General features: G+C 69.1%; 20 protein-coding genes. 16 read left to right on the top strand and 4 right to left on the bottom strand.

Features of this window, described 5'->3' with window-relative positions; translation table 11 throughout:
- Window positions 1-5 precede the first annotated feature (5 nt).
- Both lepA and hemW read left to right on the top strand, forming a co-directional pair.
- Entirely contained in the window at window positions 6-1,868 is a 1,863-nt protein-coding gene (gene lepA, locus ACEXHE_RS03335) for a translation elongation factor 4 (RefSeq protein WP_374784848.1), read from the top strand.
- Between the two features lie 12 nt (window positions 1,869-1,880).
- Window positions 1,881-3,161 carry a radical SAM family heme chaperone HemW gene (gene hemW, locus ACEXHE_RS03330; protein WP_374784700.1) on the top strand — a complete coding sequence of 427 codons (1,281 nt, stop codon included), beginning with the start codon at window positions 1,881-1,883 and terminating at the stop codon, window positions 3,159-3,161.
- 7 nt (window positions 3,162-3,168) lie between these two features.
- Here hemW and ACEXHE_RS03325 read toward each other — a convergent pair whose 3' ends face one another.
- Complete coding sequence (locus ACEXHE_RS03325) at window positions 3,169-3,600, bottom strand: DUF4870 domain-containing protein (RefSeq protein ID WP_374784699.1); 432 nt, start codon at window positions 3,598-3,600, stop codon at window positions 3,169-3,171.
- 131 nt (window positions 3,601-3,731) lie between these two features.
- Window positions 3,732-4,592 (bottom strand): DUF3097 family protein, encoded by an 861-nt coding sequence (locus ACEXHE_RS03320; protein WP_374784698.1) that lies wholly within the window; start codon window positions 4,590-4,592, stop codon window positions 3,732-3,734.
- A 153-nt stretch (window positions 4,593-4,745) separates the two neighbouring features.
- Between ACEXHE_RS03320 and hrcA the strand changes: the two genes are divergently transcribed.
- The 11 genes from hrcA to ACEXHE_RS03265 all read left to right on the top strand — a co-directional run bounded on the left by hrcA (window position 4,746) and on the right by ACEXHE_RS03265 (window position 15,439).
- Window positions 4,746-5,759 (top strand): heat-inducible transcriptional repressor HrcA, encoded by a 1,014-nt coding sequence (gene hrcA, locus ACEXHE_RS03315; RefSeq protein ID WP_374784697.1) that lies wholly within the window; start codon window positions 4,746-4,748, stop codon window positions 5,757-5,759.
- A 42-nt stretch (window positions 5,760-5,801) separates the two neighbouring features.
- Complete coding sequence (dnaJ, locus tag ACEXHE_RS03310) at window positions 5,802-6,944, top strand: molecular chaperone DnaJ (RefSeq protein ID WP_374784696.1); 1,143 nt, start codon at window positions 5,802-5,804, stop codon at window positions 6,942-6,944.
- Complete coding sequence (locus tag ACEXHE_RS03305; RefSeq protein ID WP_374784695.1) at window positions 6,941-7,750, top strand: 16S rRNA (uracil(1498)-N(3))-methyltransferase; 810 nt, start codon at window positions 6,941-6,943, stop codon at window positions 7,748-7,750. Before dnaJ ends, ACEXHE_RS03305 begins: the two co-directional genes overlap by 4 nt.
- Before the next feature lie 105 nt (window positions 7,751-7,855).
- Window positions 7,856-8,962 (top strand): PhoH family protein, encoded by a 1,107-nt coding sequence (locus ACEXHE_RS03300; RefSeq protein WP_374784694.1) that lies wholly within the window; start codon window positions 7,856-7,858, stop codon window positions 8,960-8,962.
- On the top strand, window positions 8,952-9,422 hold the full coding sequence (gene ybeY / locus ACEXHE_RS03295; RefSeq protein ID WP_374784693.1) for an rRNA maturation RNase YbeY: 471 nt from the start codon (window positions 8,952-8,954) through the stop codon (window positions 9,420-9,422). The genes ACEXHE_RS03300 and ybeY overlap by 11 nt, the downstream gene beginning before the upstream one ends.
- Window positions 9,423-9,487: 65 nt before the next feature.
- Window positions 9,488-10,840: a hemolysin family protein gene (locus ACEXHE_RS03290; RefSeq protein ID WP_374784692.1), complete on the top strand. Its 1,353-nt coding sequence runs from the start codon at window positions 9,488-9,490 to the stop codon at window positions 10,838-10,840.
- Window positions 10,837-11,811 (top strand): GTPase Era, encoded by a 975-nt coding sequence (gene era / locus ACEXHE_RS03285; protein ID WP_356966441.1) that lies wholly within the window; start codon window positions 10,837-10,839, stop codon window positions 11,809-11,811. The genes ACEXHE_RS03290 and era overlap by 4 nt, the downstream gene beginning before the upstream one ends.
- Window positions 11,812-11,838: 27 nt before the next feature.
- Entirely contained in the window at window positions 11,839-11,961 is a 123-nt protein-coding gene (locus ACEXHE_RS03280) for a hypothetical protein (RefSeq protein WP_374784691.1), read from the top strand.
- 124 nt (window positions 11,962-12,085) lie between these two features.
- Window positions 12,086-13,828, top strand: coding sequence for a 2-isopropylmalate synthase (gene leuA, locus ACEXHE_RS03275; RefSeq protein WP_260061544.1), 1,743 nt, complete (start codon window positions 12,086-12,088; stop codon window positions 13,826-13,828).
- Window positions 13,812-14,657, top strand: a complete 846-nt coding sequence (gene recO / locus ACEXHE_RS03270) for a DNA repair protein RecO (protein ID WP_374784690.1) — start codon at window positions 13,812-13,814, stop codon at window positions 14,655-14,657. Before leuA ends, recO begins: the two co-directional genes overlap by 17 nt.
- Before the next feature lie 8 nt (window positions 14,658-14,665).
- A complete protein-coding gene (locus tag ACEXHE_RS03265; RefSeq protein ID WP_374784689.1) occupies window positions 14,666-15,439 on the top strand; it encodes an isoprenyl transferase in 774 nt (257 codons plus the stop codon).
- 58 nt (window positions 15,440-15,497) lie between these two features.
- Here ACEXHE_RS03265 and ACEXHE_RS03260 read toward each other — a convergent pair whose 3' ends face one another.
- Window positions 15,498-16,544, bottom strand: a complete 1,047-nt coding sequence (locus tag ACEXHE_RS03260) for an alpha/beta hydrolase (protein WP_374784688.1) — start codon at window positions 16,542-16,544, stop codon at window positions 15,498-15,500.
- A 99-nt stretch (window positions 16,545-16,643) separates the two neighbouring features.
- Here ACEXHE_RS03260 and ACEXHE_RS03255 point away from each other — a divergent pair, with 99 nt between their 5' ends.
- Complete coding sequence (locus ACEXHE_RS03255) at window positions 16,644-17,765, top strand: quinone-dependent dihydroorotate dehydrogenase (RefSeq protein ID WP_374784687.1); 1,122 nt, start codon at window positions 16,644-16,646, stop codon at window positions 17,763-17,765.
- Here ACEXHE_RS03255 and ACEXHE_RS03250 read toward each other — a convergent pair.
- Entirely contained in the window at window positions 17,740-18,363 is a 624-nt protein-coding gene (locus ACEXHE_RS03250) for a DUF3043 domain-containing protein (RefSeq protein WP_374784686.1), read from the bottom strand. The two genes, ACEXHE_RS03255 and ACEXHE_RS03250, sit on opposite strands and share 26 nt — an antisense overlap.
- A 78-nt stretch (window positions 18,364-18,441) precedes the next feature.
- Between ACEXHE_RS03250 and ACEXHE_RS03245 the strand changes: the two genes are divergently transcribed.
- A complete protein-coding gene (locus tag ACEXHE_RS03245; RefSeq protein WP_374784685.1) occupies window positions 18,442-19,881 on the top strand; it encodes a dipeptidase in 1,440 nt (479 codons plus the stop codon).
- A 148-nt stretch (window positions 19,882-20,029) separates the two neighbouring features.
- Window positions 20,030-20,422: an iron-sulfur cluster assembly accessory protein gene (locus tag ACEXHE_RS03240; protein WP_091696157.1), complete on the top strand. Its 393-nt coding sequence runs from the start codon at window positions 20,030-20,032 to the stop codon at window positions 20,420-20,422.
- Window positions 20,423-20,491: the final 69 nt, after the last annotated feature.

Below are 20,491 nucleotides of genomic sequence, written 5' to 3'. Positions count from 1 at the left end.
TGCCTGTGTCGCCCATGGCGCGCAACGCCCCGGTGCCCTCTGCCACCGATCCTGCGGTGATCCGCAACTTCTGCATCATCGCGCACATCGATCACGGCAAGTCGACCCTGGCCGACCGGATGCTCCAGTCCACCGGCGTGGTCCAGCCGCGCGACATGAAGGCCCAGTACCTGGACCGCATGGACATCGAGCGCGAGCGCGGCATCACCATCAAGTCCCAGGCCGTGCGCATGCCCTGGGAGGTGGACGGGACCGCCTACGCGCTGAACATGATCGACACCCCCGGGCACGTGGACTTCACCTATGAGGTCTCCCGCTCGCTCGCCGCGTGCGAGGGCGCCATTCTCCTGGTGGACGCCGCGCAGGGGATCGAGGCCCAGACCCTGGCCAACCTGTACCTGGCCATGGAGAACGACCTGGCCATCATCCCGGTGCTGAACAAGATCGACCTGCCCGCGGCCGATCCGGACCGGTACGCCAAGGAGATCGCCGGACTGATCGGGTGTGAGCCGGAGGAGGTGCTGCGCGTCTCCGGCAAGACCGGTGTGGGCGTGGAAGAGCTGCTGGACAAGGTGGTCGCCACCATCCCCGCACCCCAGGGCGACGCCTCCGCCCCAGCGCGGGCGATGATCTTCGACTCGGTGTACGACACCTACCGCGGCGTGGTCACCTATGTCCGCGTGGTGGACGGCAAGCTGCACCCGCGCGAGAAGATCGTGATGATGTCCACCGGCGCCACCCACGAGCTGCTGGAGATCGGCGTGTCCGCCCCGGAGTCGGTGCCGAGCCAGGGCCTGTCCGTGGGCGAGGTGGGATACCTGATCACCGGCGTGAAGGACGTGCGTCAGTCCAAGGTCGGCGACACCGTCACCAACTTCGCCAAGCCGGCCTCGGAGAACATCGGCGGCTACGAGGATCCCAAGCCCATGGTGTTCTCCGGCCTCTACCCGATCGACGGTTCGGACTACCCGGTGCTGCGGGACGCGCTGGACAAGCTCAAGCTCAACGACGCGGCCCTGATCTATGAGCCCGAGACCTCCGTGGCCCTGGGCTTCGGCTTTCGCGTGGGCTTCCTGGGGTTGCTGCACCTGGAGATCGTCCGTGAGCGCCTGGAGCGCGAGTTCAACCTGGACCTGATCTCCACCGCACCGAACGTGGTCTACGAGGTCACCACCGAGGACCGCTCCGTGGTGACGGTGACCAACCCCTCGGAGTTCCCGGAGGGCAAGATCCACGAGATCCGCGAGCCCATGGCCTCAGCCACGGTGATCGTCCCGGCGGAGTTCATCGGTGCGGTGATGGAGCTGTGCCAGTCCAAGCGCGGTCAGATGCGCGGCATGGACTATCTCTCCGAGGAGCGCGTGGAGATCCGCTACTGGATCCCGCTGGCCGAGATCGTCTTCGACTTCTTCGATCAGCTCAAGTCCCGCACCAAGGGCTACGCCTCCCTCGACTGGAAGGCCGACGGCGAGCAGGCCTCGGACCTGGTCAAGGTGGACATCCTGCTCCAGGGCGAGGCGGTGGACGCCTTCAGTGCCATCACCCACCGGGACAGCGCCTACTCCTACGGTGTGATGATGACCGGCAAGCTCAAGGAGCTCATCCCGCGCCAGCAGTTCGAGGTGCCCATCCAGGCGGCCATCGGCTCCCGGGTGATCGCCCGTGAGAACATCCGAGCCATCCGCAAGGACGTGCTGGCCAAGTGCTACGGCGGCGACATCTCGCGCAAGCGCAAGCTGCTGGAGAAGCAGAAGGAGGGCAAGAAGCGCATGAAGATGGTCGGCCGCGTGGAGGTCCCCCAGGAGGCGTTCATCGCCGCACTGTCCTCGGACGGTGCCAGCGGTGAGAAGTCCGGCGCGAAGAAGTAGCCGGTCGCCCCTGTGCCCTCCATCCTTCCCGACGGCGACCCCGCACCTGCCCACGGACGGCTGCCTTCCAGCGCCGTCCAGCAGGTGAAGGACGCCGAGGCGTCCGGTTCTGCCCGCACCTTCAGCCTGTACGTCCACGTGCCCTTCTGCACGGTGCGCTGCGGGTACTGCGACTTCAACACCTACACCGCCGAGGACCTGGGGCCCGGAGCGTCCCGCACCTCCTATGCGGGCACCGTCACGGGCGAACTGGACTTCGCCGCTGAGGCACTCCGAGCCTCCGGTGTTCCAGACAGAGCCCTGCACACCGTGTTCTTCGGCGGCGGCACCCCCACCCTGCTGCCGGCCTCCGACCTGGTCTCCATCCTGGGCCGGGCCCGGGAGCTGTGGGGCTTCGAGCCGGGGGCGGAGATCACCACGGAGGCCAATCCGGACTCGGTGACCCGTGAGTCCCTGCAGGAGCTGGCCGAGGGCGGCTTCACCCGGGTGTCCTTCGGGATGCAGTCCGCCGTCCCGCACGTGCTGGCCACGCTGGAACGCACCCATCGTCCGGAGAACGTGCCGGCCGCCGTCGGGTGGGCCCGTGAGGCGGGGCTGGTGGTCTCTCTGGACCTGATCTACGGCACGCCGGGGGAGTCCCTGGCGGACTGGCGCACCTCGGTGGAGGCCGCCGTGGCACTGGAGCCGGATCATGTCTCGGCGTACTCGCTGATCGTGGAGGAGGGCACCAAGTTCGGCGCGCAGGTCTCCCGCGGCGTCGTCCCGGATGTGGATCCTGACGACCAGGCGGACAAGTACCTGCTCACCGAGGAGCTGCTCGGTGCTGCTGGCTTCCGCTGGTACGAGGTCTCGAACTGGGCGCGGGACCTGGAGGGCGCCGGGGTGCACCAGGCGCGGCACAACCTGGCCTACTGGCGGGACCAGGACTGGTGGGGTGCAGGGCCCGGCGCGCATTCCCACGTGGCCGGGGTGCGGTGGTGGAACGCCAAGCACCCGGCCGCCTACGCCCAGCGGCTGGCCACCGGAGTCTCCCCGGCGGTGGGCCGGGAGACCCCGGATGCGAACGCGCGTCTGCTGGAGCAGGTCATGCTGGGCGTTCGGCTGGCCGAAGGTCTGGACGTCACGATCCTGGACCAGGCTCCCGACGGCGGCCAGTCGGCTCGGCAGCAGATCGCCGCCTTGATCGGTGAGGGCCTGCTGGACGGTCGCGCCGCACTGGCCGGGCGTCTGGTGCCGACCTTGCAGGGCCGTCTGCTGGACGACGCGATCGTCCGGAGGCTGCTGGGCTTCTGAGGCCGCGTCAGTGGATCAGGCGCAGGTTCAGCGGGTAGCGGTACGGCCGGCCCTTGTTGCACTGGATGCCAGCGTTGACGCCGGAGACGGTCATGAACAGCCAGATCACCACGGCGATGATCCCGAAGATCCCCCCGACGACCGGCAGCAGCGCCAACAGGTTCGCCACGATCGCCACGGCAGTGGGCGGGAGGGTGAAGTTCAGCGCCTCCTTGGCCTCCTGGGCGGTGAACGGCCCGCGGTGGCGGAAGACCAGGAAGATCACCAGAGAGGGCAGGAAGCCCAGAAGCGCACCGAAGTGGGCGAGCGTGGCCCACTGACGGTCCTCGGAGGGGGTCAGCGGCTCGGCGCGGTCGGACGAGCCCTGAAGGTGCTGGTCGCGACGTGGACCGGCGGACGATCGCGTCCGATTCGGCCCGGGCGTGTGCTGCTGGGACACCTGGTCTGCCTTTCGATCTGCTGCAGGGTGGACGGCTCTGATCTGGATGGCCGCCGGAGCGCAGGCCCACCGGCCCGGACGCTGGAGTCAGTCTATCCCCGGGAAGGCAGGCTGGTGCGGAGCCCGTGCCGCTAGGGGACGGTCAGGAAGTCGATGACCTCTTCCACCCGTCCCAGCAGTGAGGGCTCCAGATCGGCGTAGGTGGTGACCTGGGCCAGCAGGCGCTTCCACCCCAGGCCGATGTCCTCCTTGGTCCGGTGCGGCCAGCCCAGCCCGCGCAGGATCCCGGTCTTCCAGTCCTGTCCCTTGGGCACCACGGGCCAGGCCTGGATGCCCAGCACCTGCGGCTTGATGACCTGCCAGACATCCACATACGGGTGTCCGACGATCAGCACGTTGTCCCTGGCCCCGGGCACGCGCATGGCCTCGGCGGCGATCCGCTCCTCCTTGGACCCGGTCACCAGGTGGTCCACCAGGATCCCGAGGCGGCGCTCGGGGCCAGGATTGAAGTCGCGGATGGCCCCGGCCAGGTCGTCCACGCCGTGCAGGGGCTCCACCACGATCCCCTCCAGGCGCAGGTCTTCGCCCCAGACCTTCTCCACCAGCTCGGCGTCGTGGACGCCCTCCACCCAGATGCGGGAGGCACGTGCGGTGCGGGCGCGGGCGTTCTCCACCCGGACCGACCCCGACGCCGTCCGCACCGGCTTCTGCGCAGCCCGCGCCGCGGCGCTGGGTGCGGGCACCAGTTCGACCGGCTCACCGTCGATCAGGAACCCGTGGCCCAGGGGGAAGGACCGGGTCCTGCCTCTGCGGTCCTCGAGCACCACCAGGTGCACGCCACCGGACTTCTCGGTCCGGATCACCGCACCGGTGTATCCGCTCTGTGCGTCCTCGACCACCGTGCCCACCTGCGCCGGCACCGAGGCGACCGTGCGTGCGGCAGGGCGGAAGCCGCCGTCGAGGGATCCTGGTCCCCAGTTGTTCCAATCCACGGGAGTCGAGGCTAGCAACGCCGGTGGCGCACGAAGCGGTACGGCTCGCGGCTTCTCCGGGCGTCGCCGAGGCGGGGGTACTACACTTGGCACTTGGACCCCCGGAGTGCTAACTGTGCTCCGGCTGTGCTGTGACACCCGAGGAGGGATGAGATGAACGAGATGCCGCGCCGCCTGCAGGTGCTGCAGGCCATCGTGGAGGACTATGTCTCCTCCCGGGAGCCCGTGGGCTCCAAGGCCCTGGTGGAACGTCACCAGCTGGGCGTCTCCTCCGCCACCGTGCGCAATGACATGGCCGTACTGGAGGAGGAGGGGCTGATCGTGGCCCCTCACACCTCCGCCGGCCGTATCCCCACGGACAAGGGGTACCGCCTCTTCGTGGACAGCCTCTCGGAGGTCAAACCGCTCTCCGCTGCCGAACGCCGTGCAGTCCAGGCGTTGCTGGACAACGCGGACGATGTGGACGAGATGATGGCCCGCACCGTGCGGCTGCTCTCCCAGCTGACGCACCAGGTGGCGGTGTTGCAGTACCCGCACCTGGACACCGCCACGGTCCGCCACCTGGAGTTCGTGGCCCTGGCCCCGCACCGAGTGCTGGTGGTGCTGATCCTCTCCAACGGCAAAGTGGACCAGCGGGTGCTGGCCACCGAGCAGGACGCCACCGATGAGCAGCTGCTTGCCCTGAAGCAGGTCTTCCTCACGCATCTGGACGGGCTCACCCCGGCCGCGGCACCTGCCGTCCTGGCCGTCGTCCCCACCCAGGTGCCCGAGCAGGACACCGGGCTGGCCCGCAGCCTGGCCCACATGCTGGACCAGCTGATCGCCGCTGGACGCGAAGACCGGATCATCATGGCCGGCACCGCCAACCTGGCCCGGTCCACCGGGGACTTCCCCCTGACGATCGGACCCATCCTGGAGGCCCTCGAGGAACAAGTCGTGCTGCTTCGACTGTTGACGGAGATGGAGCAGGATGTGCGGGGCCTGAGCGTGAGCATCGGCTCGGAGAACGCGGGCTCGCTCGCCGACACGTCCGTGGTGGCCGCCTCCTACGGGCCCGGCTCCGTAGCGAAGCTCGGTGTGGTGGGGCCGACGCGCATGGACTATCCCGGCACCATGGCCGCGGTCCGTGCGGTGGCCCGCTACCTCTCCCGCATCCTGTCCCAGTAGAACCACAGACCACCTCTCCATTCGGAAGGAACACCGCAGACCGTGTCAGACCACTACGAGGTCCTCGGCGTCAGCAAGGACGCCTCCGCAGAGGAGATCAAGCGCGCCTACCGCAAGCTGGCCCGCAAGCTCCACCCGGACGTGAATCCCGCACCGGACGCCGCTGAAGAGTTCAAGGCCGTCACCCGTGCCTATGAGGTGCTCTCGGACGAGTCCAAGCGACGCAACTACGACGCCACCGGCCATGAGAACGGCACCGGTGGCTTCGGCGGAGGCGGCTTCAGCGGCGACTTCGGAGGGTTCTCCGACATCTTCGAGACCTTCTTCGGCGGTTCTGGCGGGGGCACGGGCGGCCGTGGCCCGGCCAGCCGTTCCCGGCGGGGTCAGGATGCCCTGATCACGGCACGGATCGATCTCGAGGACGCCGTGTTCGGGGTGGACAAGACCCTGGAGGTGGACACCGCCGTGACCTGCTCCAGCTGCGACGGCTCCTGCTGCCAGCCGGGGACCTCGCCGGAGACCTGCTCGATCTGCGGAGGTCACGGGATGGTCCGTCGTCCGGTGCGCTCGATCCTGGGCACCGTGATGGCAACCGAGAACTGTACGGCCTGCCAGGGCTACGGCACCACCATCCCGCACCCCTGCAAGGAGTGCTCCGGCCAGGGCCGGGTCCGCGAGCGCGCCGCGCTGACCATCAAGATCCCCGCGGGCGTGGCCACCGGCACCCGCATCCAGCTGGCCGGGCGCGGCGAGGCCGGCCCGGGCGGCGGACCCAACGGTGACCTCTACGTGGAGATCGACGTCCGTCCCCATGCTGTGTTCACCCGGGACGGCGACCACCTGATGGCGGCCATGACCTTGCCCATGACCGCGGCCGCTCTGGGCACCACCCTGACGCTGGAGACCTTCGACGGCGAACAGCAGATCGAGGTCAAGCCCGGCACCCAGTCCGGCGAGGTCCACACCCTCAAGGGCCTGGGCGTGGGTCGACTGCGGGGGCAGGGCCGAGGCGACCTGAATGTGAACCTGCAGGTGGAGACCCCCACCCGGCTCGACGACGACCAGCGGCGTCTGCTGGAGGAGCTCGCCTCCCTGCGCGGAGAGGAGACCTCTCCGGGGCAGGTGGAGCACCGGGGCATGTTCGCCCGTCTGCGGGAGAACTTCGAGCAGTTCAAGAACCAGTGACCCACCATCTCTTCTACGCCGAACCTGGCGGACTGGACACGGCTGCCCCGGGGCAGACGGTCTCGATCGGCGGACCCGAGGCGCGCCATGCCGTCCAGGTCATGCGCCTGGAACCGGGGGAGTGGGTCGACCTGGCCGACGGGGCCGGACGCAGGGTCTCAGGCCCCATCACCGCCGCCAGCACCACGGACCTCACTGTGCAGGTGGACAGCGTCGTGGATGAGCCGGCGCCAGCTCCACGGCTGGTCCTGGTCCAGGCCCTGGCCAAGGGGGATCGCGACCTGCTGGCCATCCAGACCGCCACCGAACTGGGCATCGACGCTGTGGTCCCCTGGCAGGCGGAGCGGTCCATCGTGCGGTGGAAGGGCGAGAAGGCCGCCAGGGCCCAGGCCAAGTGGGATGCCTCGCTGCACGCGGCCGCCAAGCAGGCCCGGCGCAGTCGCATTCCGAGCACGCGTCCGCTCACCGTGGGCACCGCCGTCGCGGAGCTGACAGGTCCCGACGTCCTGGTGCTGGCGCTGCACGAGGACGCCGCCTATAGCCTGGGTGAGGCGGTCGACCGTCACCTGGGAACAGCCGGATCGTCCGCGTCCGCTGAGCCGACCTCCGCAGTCGGGGCCGCCCATCCGGCAGAGGTGGTCCTCGTCGTCGGGCCGGAAGGGGGGATCAGCCCCCAGGAGCTGGAGGCACTGACCCAGGCCGGAGCCCACCCGGTTCGCATGGGGCAGCACGTCCTGCGGTCCTCCACCGCCGGCCCGGCCGCCACCGCCGTCCTGCAGCAGCTGCTGGGCCGCTGGCAGTCCTGACCGTGATGGACCCGGCCGGTAGACTTGCCGCGGGAGGAGGGCGACGCCCGCTCCCCGCGTTCTCACACCTGATGACACCCACCCCCAGGAGCTGAAGCACACCCCGTGACAGACCCCAAGGACCCGTTGGACGCCACTGCCCCCACCCTGCCGGACGCGCTGACCGCCGCCACCCTGGGTGCGGAGCCGGAGCTGGACCAGATCACCATCACCTTCCCCACTGCCGAGGAGATGGTCCGGACCTTCGGCGCGCAGGACGCGCTGCTGCGCATCCTGGAGGGCATCTACCCTCGGGTGGACCTGATCGTGCGCGGGGAGGACCTGGAGATCACCGGTGCCGGCAAGGACGCCGAACAGGTGCGCCAGGTGGTGGAGGACCTGCACGGGATGTCCCGGCGCGGGACCGTCATCACCCCGGCCGTGATCGAACAGGTCATCGGCCTGGTCCGGGGCGGCTCCGGCGCGGCGAAGTCCGGGCTGCTCTCCGAGTCCATCCTCTCCACCCGGGGCAAGAAGATCCGCCCCAAGACGGTGAACCAGCAGAACTATGTGGCGGCGATCGATCAGAACACCATCGTGTTCGGCATCGGCCCGGCAGGCACCGGCAAGACCTACCTGGCCATGGCCAAGGCGGTCCAGGCGCTGCAGGCCCAGGAGGTCAACCGGATCATCCTCACCCGCCCTGCGGTGGAGGCCGGCGAGCGGCTGGGGTATCTGCCCGGTTCGCTCAGCGAGAAGATCGACCCCTACCTGCGTCCGCTCTACGATGCGCTGCATGACATGGTCGAGCCCGAGTCGATCCCGCGGCTGATGGAGGCCGGCACCATTGAAGTGGCGCCACTGGCCTACATGCGCGGGCGCACGCTCAATGACGCGTTCATTATCCTGGACGAGGCCCAGAACACCACGGGCGAGCAGATGAAGATGTTCCTGACCCGGCTCGGGTTCGGATCCCACATGGTGGTCACCGGGGACACCTCGCAGGTGGACCTGCCGCGCGGCACCGACTCCGGACTGGCCCAGGCCGTCGAGGTGCTGGACGGCCTGGATGACGTGGCTGTGGTCCGGCTGCAGTCCACGGACGTGGTGCGCCACCAGCTGGTCAGCCGGATCGTGGATGCCTATGAGGAGCGCGTGCCGACCCAGCACGGGCGGCCCCGCGGACCCCAGGGCGACCACCGCGGACGGAAGGGGGGCGGCCATGGCCGTTGAGGTGGTCAATGAGTCCGGTGTCGAGGTGGACGAGCACGCCCTGCTGGAGCTGGCCCACGCGGTGATGGACGGACTGCACGTGCACCCGGCGGCCGAGCTGGCTGTGCTCTGTGTGGACGAGGCGGCCATGGAGCAGCTGCACCTGGACTGGATGGACCTTCCCGGTCCCACCGATGTGATGAGCTTCCCCATGGACGAGCTGCGCCCTGGCACGGCCACCGCCCCCACCGAGGGGCTGTTGGGCGATGTGGTGATCTGCCCCCAGGTCGCCCGGCTGCAAGCCGAGCGCGGCGGACACTCCACCCAGGATGAGATGCAGCTGCTGCTCACCCATGGGATCCTGCACCTGCTCGGCTTCGACCATGAGGACCCCGCTGAACGTCAGGAGATGTTCGAGCTGCAGGACCGTCTGCTCTCCGAGCACCTGGGTCGTCCCGCCCCACGACCCACCATGGACTGACCAGCGCCCCGCTGCGGCACCGCCGCGTCGAATCCCTGCCCCTCGAACTGAGAGACCCCTGACCTGTGTTCACCCCGATCGTGCTGGCCCTGCTGCTGGTGGCATTCCTCGCCCTGTCCTGGGTGCTCTCCGCCGCAGAGACCTCGCTGACCTACCTCTCGCGCAAGGAAGCCGAGGGGATCGTCGCCAAGAAGCCGAAGAGCCCGATCCTCACGGTCATGGCCCAGCTGCCCGAACACCTGCAGGCGCTGCGGTTCTGGCGGATCTTCGCCGAGACCGCCTCCGCGGTGGCCGCCGCCCTGCTCTTGGACTGGTTCCTGGACTCCACGTGGTGGTCGGTCCTGACGGCCACCGTGCTGATGGGCCTTGCCTCGCTGCTGCTGGTGGTGTGGTCACCTCGCCAGGTCGGGGCCCGGCATGATGTGGGCACCGCCCGCACCACGGCCGGTCTCGTGAGGGTGCTCACCCGCGTGCTGGGCCCGTTGCCGGCCAAGTTCGCCGCGCCGGGCACCCGGACGGAGGACGAAGAGGAGGAGGCCGCGGAGATCGAGGAGCGCCATTTCCGCGAGTTCGTGGCCCGCGCCAATGACGCCGATGTCCTGGAGGACTCCGAAGCGGAGCTGATCCAGTCGGTGTTCGACATGGGGGACACCATCGTCCGCGCCGTGATGGTGCCGCGCACGGATGTGGTCACCGTGGACTCCGGGACCTCCCTCGAGGACACCATGAACCTGCTGCTGCGCTCAGGCTGCTCCCGCGTGCCGCTGATCGGCGAGAGCGCGGACGAGGTGTTCGGCATGATCTACCTCAAGGACGTGGCCCAGGCCCTGCACCGCGCACGCATGGACCCGCACGAGCTGGTGGACGGGATCGTGCGCGAGGTCCGCTTCGTGCCCGAGTCCAAGCCGGTCTCCGAGCTGCTGCAGGAGCTGCAGCGCGAGGCCACGCATGTGGCGATCGTGATCGATGAGTACGGCGGCACCGCTGGGCTGGTCACCCTGGAGGATCTGATCGAGGAGATCGTCGGCGAGATCTCCGACGAGTACGACCAGCAGGACCGCCCCGAGGTCGAACCGGTGCAGGATGGACTGTTCCGCGTGGACGCACGGATGAACGTGGACGACTTCGCGGAGATCTTCGACATCGACCTCGAGGACGAGGATGACATCCACACCGTGGGTGGCCTGTTGGCCAAGGAGCTGGGCCAGGTGCCGATCCAGGGCTCCGAGGTGGAGGTCCAGGGCCTGATCCTGCACGCGGAGACCTTGGAGGGCCGGCGCAACCGGGTCGCGCGCCTGTTGGTGCGCCAAACCGAGGACTCCACCGGGCAGATCCGCCTGGACGGGTACGACGACGCCACGCTCCAGGGTGCCCACGGCACCTTCGGATCCACCACCGACTCCCGGGAGGGACGATGACCACCGACGACCTGCTGCTGGACCCCAGCGCCGCACCCGAGGGCTTCCGCGCCGGATTCGTCTCCCTGGTGGGACGCCCCAACGCCGGCAAGTCCACGCTGACCAACGCTCTGGTGGGACAGAAGGTGGCGATCACCTCCTCCAAGCCGCAGACCACCCGGCACACCATCCGCGGGATCGTGCACCGGGAGATGTTCCAGCTGGTGCTGGTGGACACGCCCGGACTGCACCGTCCCCGCACGCTGCTGGGCCAGCGGCTGAACGATCTCGTGGCCGAGACCCTGGGCGAGGTGGACGCCGTCGGCTTCTGCATCCCCGCAGATGAGAAGATCGGCCCGGGGGACCGGTTCATCGCCCAGCAGCTGGCCATGCTGAACCGCACGCCCGTGGTCGCCCTGGTGACCAAGACGGACAAGGCGAACCCGGCCCAGGTGGCCGAGCAGCTGCTGGCCGTCACCGAACTGGGTGACCAGGTGCTCGGGCCGGAGAACAAGGGAATCGGCTTCGCCGCCGTCGTGCCGGTCTCCGCCGTGAAGGGACACCAGGTCGAGGACGTGGCCCAGGTGCTCGCCGAGCAGCTGCCGGTCTCGCCCCCGCTCTACCCCTCCGGGGAGCTGACCGATGAGCCGGAGCTGATCATGGTGGCCGAGCTGATCCGCGAGGCGGCCCTGGAGGGCGTGCGCGATGAGCTGCCGCACTCGGTGGCCGTGGTGGTGGAGGAGATGAACCTGCGCGAGGACCGGCCCCAGGACCGGCCGCTGCTGGACGTGTACGCCAACGTCTTCGTGGAGCGGGACAGCCAGAAGGCCATCATCATCGGCAAGGGCGGTTCCCGGCTCAAGCAGATCGGCCAGCAGGCCCGGACCGGGATCGAGAAGCTGCTGGGCACCCCCGTCTACCTGGACCTGCGCGTCAAGGTGGCCAAGGAGTGGCAGCGCGACCCGAAACAGTTGGGCCGCCTGGGCTTCTGAGCCGCGCGCGGTGCTAGCCTGATCAGCATGCGTGACCGACAGCACAGCCTGTGCGCCCCGGACTTCCGGGCCAGCGCCGCAGGTGGACTCTGGCTACTGAGCTGCCGCAGCGAGGGCGTGCAGTCAGCCGTGGTCGCCTCCACGCACTGACACGCCAGGGCACCTGGCCGGGCCGGACCCTCGTTGCGGAGGAGACACAGACCGCCCCGCCACCACACAGTCAGTCCTTTTCGCCCGCCGGAGCATCCGGCCCTCAGAGAGACGGTGAGTCGCCATGCAGAACTTCCAGAAGACCTCCGGGATGAACTTCGCCAAGTACGCCCCGTTCCAGGACCAGATCGAGGTCAGCCTCCCGGACCGCACCTGGCCGGACCAGGTCATCACCAAGGCACCCCGCTGGTGCGCGGTGGATCTGCGCGACGGCAACCAGGCGTTGATCGACCCCATGGGCCCGGACCGCAAGATGAAGATGTTCGAACTGCTGGTGCGGATGGGCTACAAGGAAATCGAGGTCGGCTTCCCCTCGGCCTCCCAGACCGACTTCGACTTCGTGCGTCAGCTCATCGAGCAGGACCGCATCCCCGAGGACGTCACCATCCAGGTCCTCACGCAGTCCCGTGAGCACCTGATCGAACGGACCTACGAGTCCCTCGAGGGGTGCCACCGGGCGATCGTCCACCTCTACAACTCCACCTCGGTGCTGCAGCGCAAGGTCGTGTTCCGCGAGGACCAGGACGGGATCGTGGACATCGCCACCACCGGCGCCCGGCTGTGCCGCAAGTACGAGGAGCAGATGACGGGCACGGAGATCATCTACCAGTACTCCCCGGAGTCCTTCACCGGCACCGAGCTGGACTTCGCCGCCCGGATCTCCAACGAGGTCGCTGAGATCCTGGAGGCATCCACCGACCGGCAGATGATCCTGAACCTGCCGGCCACCGTGGAGATGGCCACCCCGAACGTGTACGCGGACTCGATCGAGTGGATGCACCGCAACATCGCCCACCGCGAGGGCATCATCCTCTCCCTGCACCCGCACAACGACCGCGGCACCGGGGTGGCCGCGGCCGAGCTGGGCTTCATGGCCGGTGCTGACCGGATCGAGGGCTGCCTGTTCGGCAACGGTGAGCGCACCGGCAACGTGGACCTGGTCACCCTGGGCATGAACCTGTACTCCCAGGGCATCGACCCCATGATCGACTTCTCGGACATGGACGAGATCCGCCGCACCGTGGAGTACTGCAACCAGCTCAAGGTCGGCGAGCGTGTCCCGTGGGGCGGCGACCTGGTCTTCACCGCCTTCTCCGGCTCCCACCAGGACGCCATCAAGAAGGGCTTCGAGGCGATGGACGCCGAGGCGACGGCCGCCGGCAAGGGCATCGACGAGATGATCTGGGGCGTGCCCTACCTGCCGATCGACCCCAAGGACATCGGCCGGTCCTACGAGGCCGTGATCCGCGTGAACTCCCAGTCGGGAAAGGGCGGTGTGGCCTACCTGCTCAAGTCCGAGCACAACCTGGACCTGCCTCGCCGCGCCCAGATCGAGTTCTCCCACGTCATCCAGACCATGGCCGACCGCCAGGGCGGCGAGGTCACCGGAGCCCAGCTCTGGGACGTCTTCCAGGACGAGTACCTGCCCGCACCGGAGGGACAGCCGCGCTGGGGCCGGTACCGCCTGGGCTCGGTCCAGTCCGAGACCGCGGCGGACGGCACCTTCACCATGACCGCTGAGGCCGAGGTGGACGGCCAGCTGCGCACCCGCACCGCCGAGGCCAACGGCCCCATCGCCGCGCTGCTCAAGATCCTCGCTGAGGAGGGCACCGACGTCCGCGTGCTCGACTACACCGAGCACGCGCTCTCCGAGGGCGGTTCGGCCATGGCCGCGGCCTATGTGGAGGCAGCGATCGGCGATCGCATCCTGTGGGGCGTGGGCCTGGACCACAACACCACCATGGCCAGCCTCAAGGCCGTGATCTCCGCTGTGAACCGCGCCGTGCGGGATGCCGAGCAGGTCTAGGTCCGGCGGATCGGGCTCCGGCTACGCGGCCAACAGCTACCGCACCGAGGGGCTGGTGCTGCGCACCTACTCCCTGGGCGAGGCCGACCGGATCATCGTACTGCTGACCCCGCAGCACGGCCAGGTCCGGGCCGTGGCCAAAGGGGTGCGCCGGACCACGTCCAAGTTCGGCGCCACCCTGGAGCCGTTCATGCTCTCCAAGCTCCAGCTGGTGCGCGGGCGGAACCTGGACATCATCACCCAGGCGGAGTCGGTGCGGCCCTACGGATCGCTGATCGCCGCCGACTATGACGGCTACACGGCGGCCTCGGCCATGGTGGAGACAGCGGAGCGTCTCACCCTGGCCGAGGTCCCCGGCTCTCCGGTTCCCGACGACGGCCCCGGCACCTCCCAGCTCCAGGTTGGGCTTCCGGGGCTTGTCACCGCTCCCACCCAGTACCGTCTGCTGCACGGCGCCCTGGCGGCCCTGGCTCGGCGGGCCCATGCCCCACGTCTGCTGCTGGACTCCTATCTGCTGCGGGCCCTGTCCACGGCAGGCTGGGCCCCCACCTTCACCCACTGCGCCCGGTGCGGAGACCCCGGACCGCATCGCTCCGTCAACGTCACGCTGGGCGGAACCGTCTGCCCGGACTGCCGTCTGCCCGGATCCTCCACCCCGGCTCCGGAGAGCATCGCTCTGCTGGCCGCTCTGCTGGCGGGGGACTGGGAGGTGGCCGACGCCGCGCCGAGCGGTGCCCGCCGGGAGGCGGCCGGTATCGTGGCCGGGTACCTGCAGTTCCATCTGGAACGCCATCTGAAGTCCATGTCCGTGATGGACCAGTACCGCTGAGGAGCCTCGTGACCCAGGATCCGTACCCGCACGCCGGGGGAGCGCAGCCGCCCCAGATCGATCCGCGGTTCATCCCGCGCCATGTGGCGATCGTGATGGACGGCAACGGCCGCTGGGCCAACCAGCGTGGTCTGCCGCGCACGGAAGGACACCGGGCCGGCGAGGCCGCCCTGCTGGATGTGATGGCTGGCGCCGTGCAGCTGGGGATCGAGCACGTCAGCGTCTATGCCTTCTCCACGGAGAACTGGAAGCGATCACCGGAGGAGGTCCGGTTCCTGATGGGCTTCTCCCGGGATGTGCTGCGCCGTCAGCGGGACACCCTGGACTCGTGGGGGGTGCGGATCCGCTGGAACGGGCGCCGTCCCCGACTCTGGAGCTCGGTGATCAAGGAGCTGGAGATCGCTGAGCAGCAGACGCGGCACCACACCCGCTGCAACCTGACCATGTGTGTGAACTACGGCTCTCGCGCGGAGATCACGGACGCCGTCCAGCGGATCGCCGCCGAGGTGGCCGCCGGGCGTCTGAAGCCCAGCGGGATCCGTGAGGAGACGATCGCCCGTCATCTGGAAGAGCCGGACGTCCCGGACGTGGACCTGTTCCTGCGCACCTCGGGGGAGCAGCGGCTCTCGAACTACCTGCTCTGGCAGTCCGCCTACGCCGAACTGGTGTTCCTGGACGAGCTCTGGCCGGACGTGGACCGCACCACCCTGTGGAAGGCCGTGGAGATCTACGCCCGGCGTGACCGCCGGTACGGGGGCGCTGTGGACCGGGCGAAAGCCTGATCGCTGCCGACGGGTCGCCGCCCTGTCATGCCGCTGGGAGGCAGGTGGTGGCTGGGACTCATTCCTCGTCGTCGGGAATGAGGGGGTCCACCGCGTGGCCTGGCGTGGTGTCCGGGCCCACATAGACCGACATCCACCGGAACAGCTCACGGGCCGCCTGGCGGCGCACGTCTCGGCGTGAGGCCATGACATCGTGCATGGCGCCCTCGTGGCGCACCACCGTGACGTGCCGTCCCAGCCGGGTGGCGCGCTGGGCCAGCACCTCCACGTCCAGGACACTGTCTGCGGCCAGCATCTCCTCGTTCCACTTGGTGCCGAACATGGTCTTGGCGGCCAGCATGACGTACACCGGCTCAGCCAGCCCGAGCCCGGCGGACACCTGACTGTGCCCGGCCATGACCGCCTTGAGCCAGCCCGAGGGGACGTCGAAGGCGTACTGCGGCCGCCACGCGGGGTGCAGGTCCCAGTCCCCGTCCGCCGAGACCGAGAGGGAACGCCAGTAGTGGTCCACCTTGGGCAGCTTCAGGAAGCTCTTGGGCTGGACGCGCGTCACCGGGTTGACCACCGCACTGGCCATCAGCCGCACCAGGGTGGATCCCTGCATCTCCAGCCAGGGACTGTTCAACACCAGCGCGCGCAGCCTGCCCTGGTGACGGGCGGACCACAGGGCGGCGGTCAGACCGCCCGTGGAGTGGCCCATCAGCACTGGCAGAGCCGGAACCTCCTGCGCGATCTGGTGGAGTGCGGCGCCGATCTCGTCGTCGTACACCTCCAGGGAGTCCGCCCACCCCGGAGTCTGGCCCGGCCGCAGGGAGCGGCCATAGCGGCGCAGGTCCAGAGCATAGAACGCGTAGCCGTGCGCTTCGAAGTGCTCGGCGAGCGGGGCGTTGTAGAAGTAGTCCGACCAGCCGTGCAGATACAGCAGCGGGATGCGGTCCTCCCGGCCCGGTATGGGATCAGGGCGGACCAGGGTGGCCACGTTCTGGCCCTCCTCGTCCACCTCAAGGGGAATGGTCAGACGTTGGAAGCCCTCCAGCACGTCCGGAACCCACTCACCGGGCGGAGAGTCCTCGAGCAGGTCAGGTCCATCCGCTGGGGTGATCATCCACCGAGCCTAACGGTGGCCCGGCAGCCCTGCTGCGGGAGCAGCGTGACGAAGGGCCCAGGTGCCGAGTTGCCGCCCCGGGGTGCCTACGATGGAGTCATGCTCGCACGCCACGGACTCCAGCTGCCCCGCGTCTACCCGACCTTCTTCCGACTCGCCTTCGCCGAGATGGACGCCGAGAAGGCCCATCACACCGGCTTCGGGATGATCCGGGCCGCTGAGTCCACGGGCGCCTCAGCCGCACTGCGCCGGTTCACCCGGCCGGATTGCCGCCTGGCCACGCGGGTGATGGGACTGGACTTCCCCTCACCGTTCGGATTGGCCGCGGGCTTCGACAAGCAGGGCCTGGGCACCTCTGCCCTGGCAGACCTGGGGTTCGGGCACATCGAGGTCGGCACCATCACCGGTCAGCCGCAGCCGGGCAACCCGGCACCGCGCCTGTTCCGTCTGGTGGAGGACAAGGCCCTGATCAACCGGATGGGCTTCAACAACGACGGCTCGGCCGCCGTGGCACCGCGGCTGAAGGCCACCCGGGCGAGGTTGACTCGCCGGTTCGGTGCCCGTCGTCCCATCCTGGGGGTGAACATCGGCAAGACCAAGGCCGTGCCCCTGGAGGATGCCACTCGGGACTATCTGACCTCCACCAGCGCGCTGGCCCGTCACGCCGACTACCTGGTGGTCAACGTCTCCTCGCCGAACACGCCGGGGCTGCGCCAGCTGCAGGCGATCGAGTCGCTGGCACCGCTCCTGGCGGCGGTGGGCCGGGAGGCGGACCGGACCACCGGTCGGCACGTGCCCCTGGCCGTGAAGATCGCTCCGGATCTGGCCGATGAGGACATCGATGCCGTGGCCGCCATGGCCCAGGATCTGAAGCTGGACGGCGTGATCGCCACCAACACCACCATCGAGCGCGGGGGACTGGTCACTCCGGGTGCGGAGGTGGAGCAGATGGGTGCCGGTGGACTCTCCGGTGCACCGCTGAAGGAACGGTCGCTGCAGGTGCTGGACCGGCTGCGGGCTGGTCTGCCCGAGCAGATCGGACTGATCTCGGTCGGTGGCGTCACCACCGGTGCGGACGTGGCTGAGCGCCTGGAGCGCGGTGCTGACCTGGTCCAGGGTTACACGGCGTTCCTCTACGAGGGCCCGTTCTGGGCCGCCCGGATCAACCGGGAGCTGGCCGCGGCCAGCTCCGGGATCACGCGGGGTACTGGCCGCGCTTGACCTGAGGCTTGGGCAGGCGCAGGCGGCGCAGCTGCAGGGCGCGCATGACGCCATACCAGGCCACGCCCTTCTCGACCTCGCCGAACTTCTCGGCCAGCTTCCTCTTGAGCGTGCGGCTGAGCAGGATGCCCTCCAGGATGACCAGCACCACCAGGCCCCACAGGGAGAAGGTCAGGATCAGCTGGAGCTCGGGGACGGGGATGAAGGCCAGCAGGACATAGACCAGGACCACGATCATCAGCCATTCGGCGATGCCGGTGCGAGCGTCCACATAGTCACGGGTCCAGCGCTTCTGTGGGCCCCGGTCACGAACCGGCATATGCCGCTCGTCGCCGGTCTCCAGGGCCAGGCGCATCTTGCCGCGTTCCATGGCCTCGGCCTGACGTGCGGCCTGGCGTGCCGCCTTCCGGTCATCCGGGACCAGGGGACGCTTGCGGGCGGCTTCGCGCTCACGACGCGTGGGAGTGGGCGCATTCTTGCCCTGAGAGCGGTCAGGCCGGTCCATCGGCTCGCCGTTGAGCACGGCGCCGGTCTCAGCAGGGGCGTCGACGGCGTGGGAGCCGTTCAGGGTCTCAGGGGTCTTCTTGCGTCCGAACACCGGTCCATCCTACGCGAGGCGGGCCCCGGAACCGGGCAGATCCGGGCAGTTCCACGCTGATCGGACTAGCCTGGCCCCATGTCTGAATCAAGCACTTCACAGCAGATTCCCGCCACCGCCGCCGAGCCGCTCTCTCCGCAGGTGCACCAGAGCATCGCCGAGGCGGTCGACCGGCAGCTGCCCCGGACCATCCAGACGCTCACCGAGCTGGTGTCCATCCCCGGGATCGCCTGGGACTCCTTCGATCGCGAACCGTTGGAGAGGTCGGCACAGGCCGTGGCGGAGCTGCTGCGTGGCCTCGGACTCCAGGACGTGCAGATCCTGACGGAGGACAAGCCAGCTGACGCCTCCGGTGAGGTGCGTCCGGGAGGACCGGCCGTCGTCGGGACCCGCCCGGCGGCGCCCGGGAAGCCCACCGTGCTGCTCTACGCCCACCACGACGTCCAGCCCACCGGAGACACCGCGCTGTGGGAGACCGAGCCGTTCACCGCGGTGGAGAAGGACGGACGCCTGTACGGGCGGGGGGCCGCCGATGACAAGGCCGGGATCATGGTGCACATCGCCGCACTGCAGGCCCTGCTGGCCTCCGAGAACGACACCGGTGTGGGCGTGACGTTCTTCATCGAGGGGGAGGAGGAGGCCGGGTCCCCGACGTTCCGGACCTTCCTGGAGGCCCACCGGGACCGTCTGCAGGCCGATGTGATCGTCGTGGCCGACTCCAGCAACTGGAAGGTCGGTGTGCCGGCGCTCACCACCTCCCTGCGGGGACTGGTGGACGGCGTGTTCGGCGTGCGCGTGCTGGAGCATGCTGTGCACTCGGGCATGTACGGGGGCCCGGTGCTGGATGCGCCGACGCTGTTGGCCCGGCTCATCGCCACCCTGCACGACGACGAGGGCAATGTGGCCATCGCCGGACTGAAGCAGACCCAGACCGCCGCGGTGGACTACCCCGAACAGGACTTCCGCGCCGACGCCTCCGTGCTGGAGTGCGTCCGGCTGGCCGGCACCGGCCCACTGGCTGATCGGCTCTGGAACCGTGCAGCGCTGAGCATCATCGGCACGGACGTCCCTCAGATCGAGGTCTCCTCCAACACCATCCAGCCGGTGGCGCGGGCGAAGTTCTCACTGCGTCTGGGCGCGGGGATGGATCCTGCTGCCGCGATGAAGGCCATCGAGTCGCACCTGAAGGCCCAGGACGTCTTCGGCGCCGAGGTGTTCTTCGAGGCGGGGGAGACCGGGCTGCCCTTCCACACCGACACCGATGCACCTGCCGCTCAGGCCATGCTCGCCTCCCTGCAGGAGGCCTGGGGTGTGGAGCCGGTCGAGACCGGGATCGGAGGCTCCATCCCGTTCACCGCCGACCTGGTGGAGGTCTTCCCCGAGGCCACCATCCTGGTCACCGGTGTGGAGGACCCCGATTCGCGGGCGCACTCGGCCAACGAGTCCCTGCACCTGGGTGACTTCCGTCATGCGATCGTCGCCGAAGCACTCCTGCTGGCCCGGCTGGGAGCCGAGTAGTCTGGGGAGGTCGCTGGCCGTCGTCGGGAATGAACCGCGCTGAGGCGGCGTTGGCAACCACAACGGGTCCCCCGTGACCCCGCACCAGACCGTCCCTGCGCATGTGCGCGCAGCGTGCCACGGTCCACCGAACGTCAGAAGGAGCATCATGGCCCTCTCCGCCGAAGAGACCGGAGTCGAGATCGCCGCGGCCCAGCCGGCCGACGACCTGCCCACCCACGAGGTCGAGCTGACCGAGGTCGCCGCCACCAAGGTGCGCACCCTGCTCGAGCAGGAGGGACGGACGGATCTGCGCCTGCGTGTCGCCGTGCAGCCTGGCGGCTGCTCCGGCCTGATCTACCAGCTCTACTTCGATGAGCGCGTGCTGGATGGAGACGCACTGCGGGACTTCGACGGTGTCGAGGTCATCGTGGACCGGATGAGCGTGCCGTACCTGAGCGGTGCCACCATCGACTTCGAGGACACGATCTCAAAGCAGGGCTTCACCATCGACAATCCCAACGCCGGTGGTTCCTGCGCTTGCGGTGACTCCTTCCACTGATCGGACCGTCGCCATCCCTGCCACCAGGGTCGCCGCCACCCCGAGAGACGGCGGGTCGCCGGGCATGAC

Source organism: Micrococcus sp. IITD107, from assembly GCF_041927415.1.
In the GTDB taxonomy this organism is placed as follows: Bacteria; Actinomycetota; Actinomycetes; order Actinomycetales; family Micrococcaceae; genus Citricoccus; species Citricoccus terreus.
The sequence above is the reverse complement of the archived record's forward strand: the minus strand, read 5'-3'. Positions and strand labels throughout refer to the sequence as shown.

Bases quoted from the DNA above. Each gene is read 5' to 3' on its own strand.
- ACEXHE_RS03245 (WP_374784685.1), top strand. From the start codon at position 18,442: ATGTCTGAATCAAGCACTTCACAGCAGATTCCCGCCACCGCCGCCGAG.
- ACEXHE_RS03260 (WP_374784688.1), bottom strand. From the start codon at position 16,544: ATGATCACCCCAGCGGATGGACCTGACCTGCTCGAGGACTCTCCGCCC.
- ACEXHE_RS03280 (WP_374784691.1), top strand. From the start codon at position 11,839: ATGCGTGACCGACAGCACAGCCTGTGCGCCCCGGACTTCCGGGCCAGC.
- ACEXHE_RS03255 (WP_374784687.1), top strand. From the start codon at position 16,644: ATGCTCGCACGCCACGGACTCCAGCTGCCCCGCGTCTACCCGACCTTC.
- ACEXHE_RS03240 (WP_091696157.1), top strand. From the start codon at position 20,030: ATGGCCCTCTCCGCCGAAGAGACCGGAGTCGAGATCGCCGCGGCCCAG.
- recO (WP_374784690.1), top strand. From the start codon at position 13,812: ATGCCGAGCAGGTCTAGGTCCGGCGGATCGGGCTCCGGCTACGCGGCC.
- ybeY (WP_374784693.1), top strand. From the start codon at position 8,952: ATGGCCGTTGAGGTGGTCAATGAGTCCGGTGTCGAGGTGGACGAGCAC.
- hrcA (WP_374784697.1), top strand. From the start codon at position 4,746: ATGAACGAGATGCCGCGCCGCCTGCAGGTGCTGCAGGCCATCGTGGAG.
- leuA (WP_260061544.1), top strand. From the start codon at position 12,086: ATGCAGAACTTCCAGAAGACCTCCGGGATGAACTTCGCCAAGTACGCC.
- era (WP_356966441.1), top strand. From the start codon at position 10,837: ATGACCACCGACGACCTGCTGCTGGACCCCAGCGCCGCACCCGAGGGC.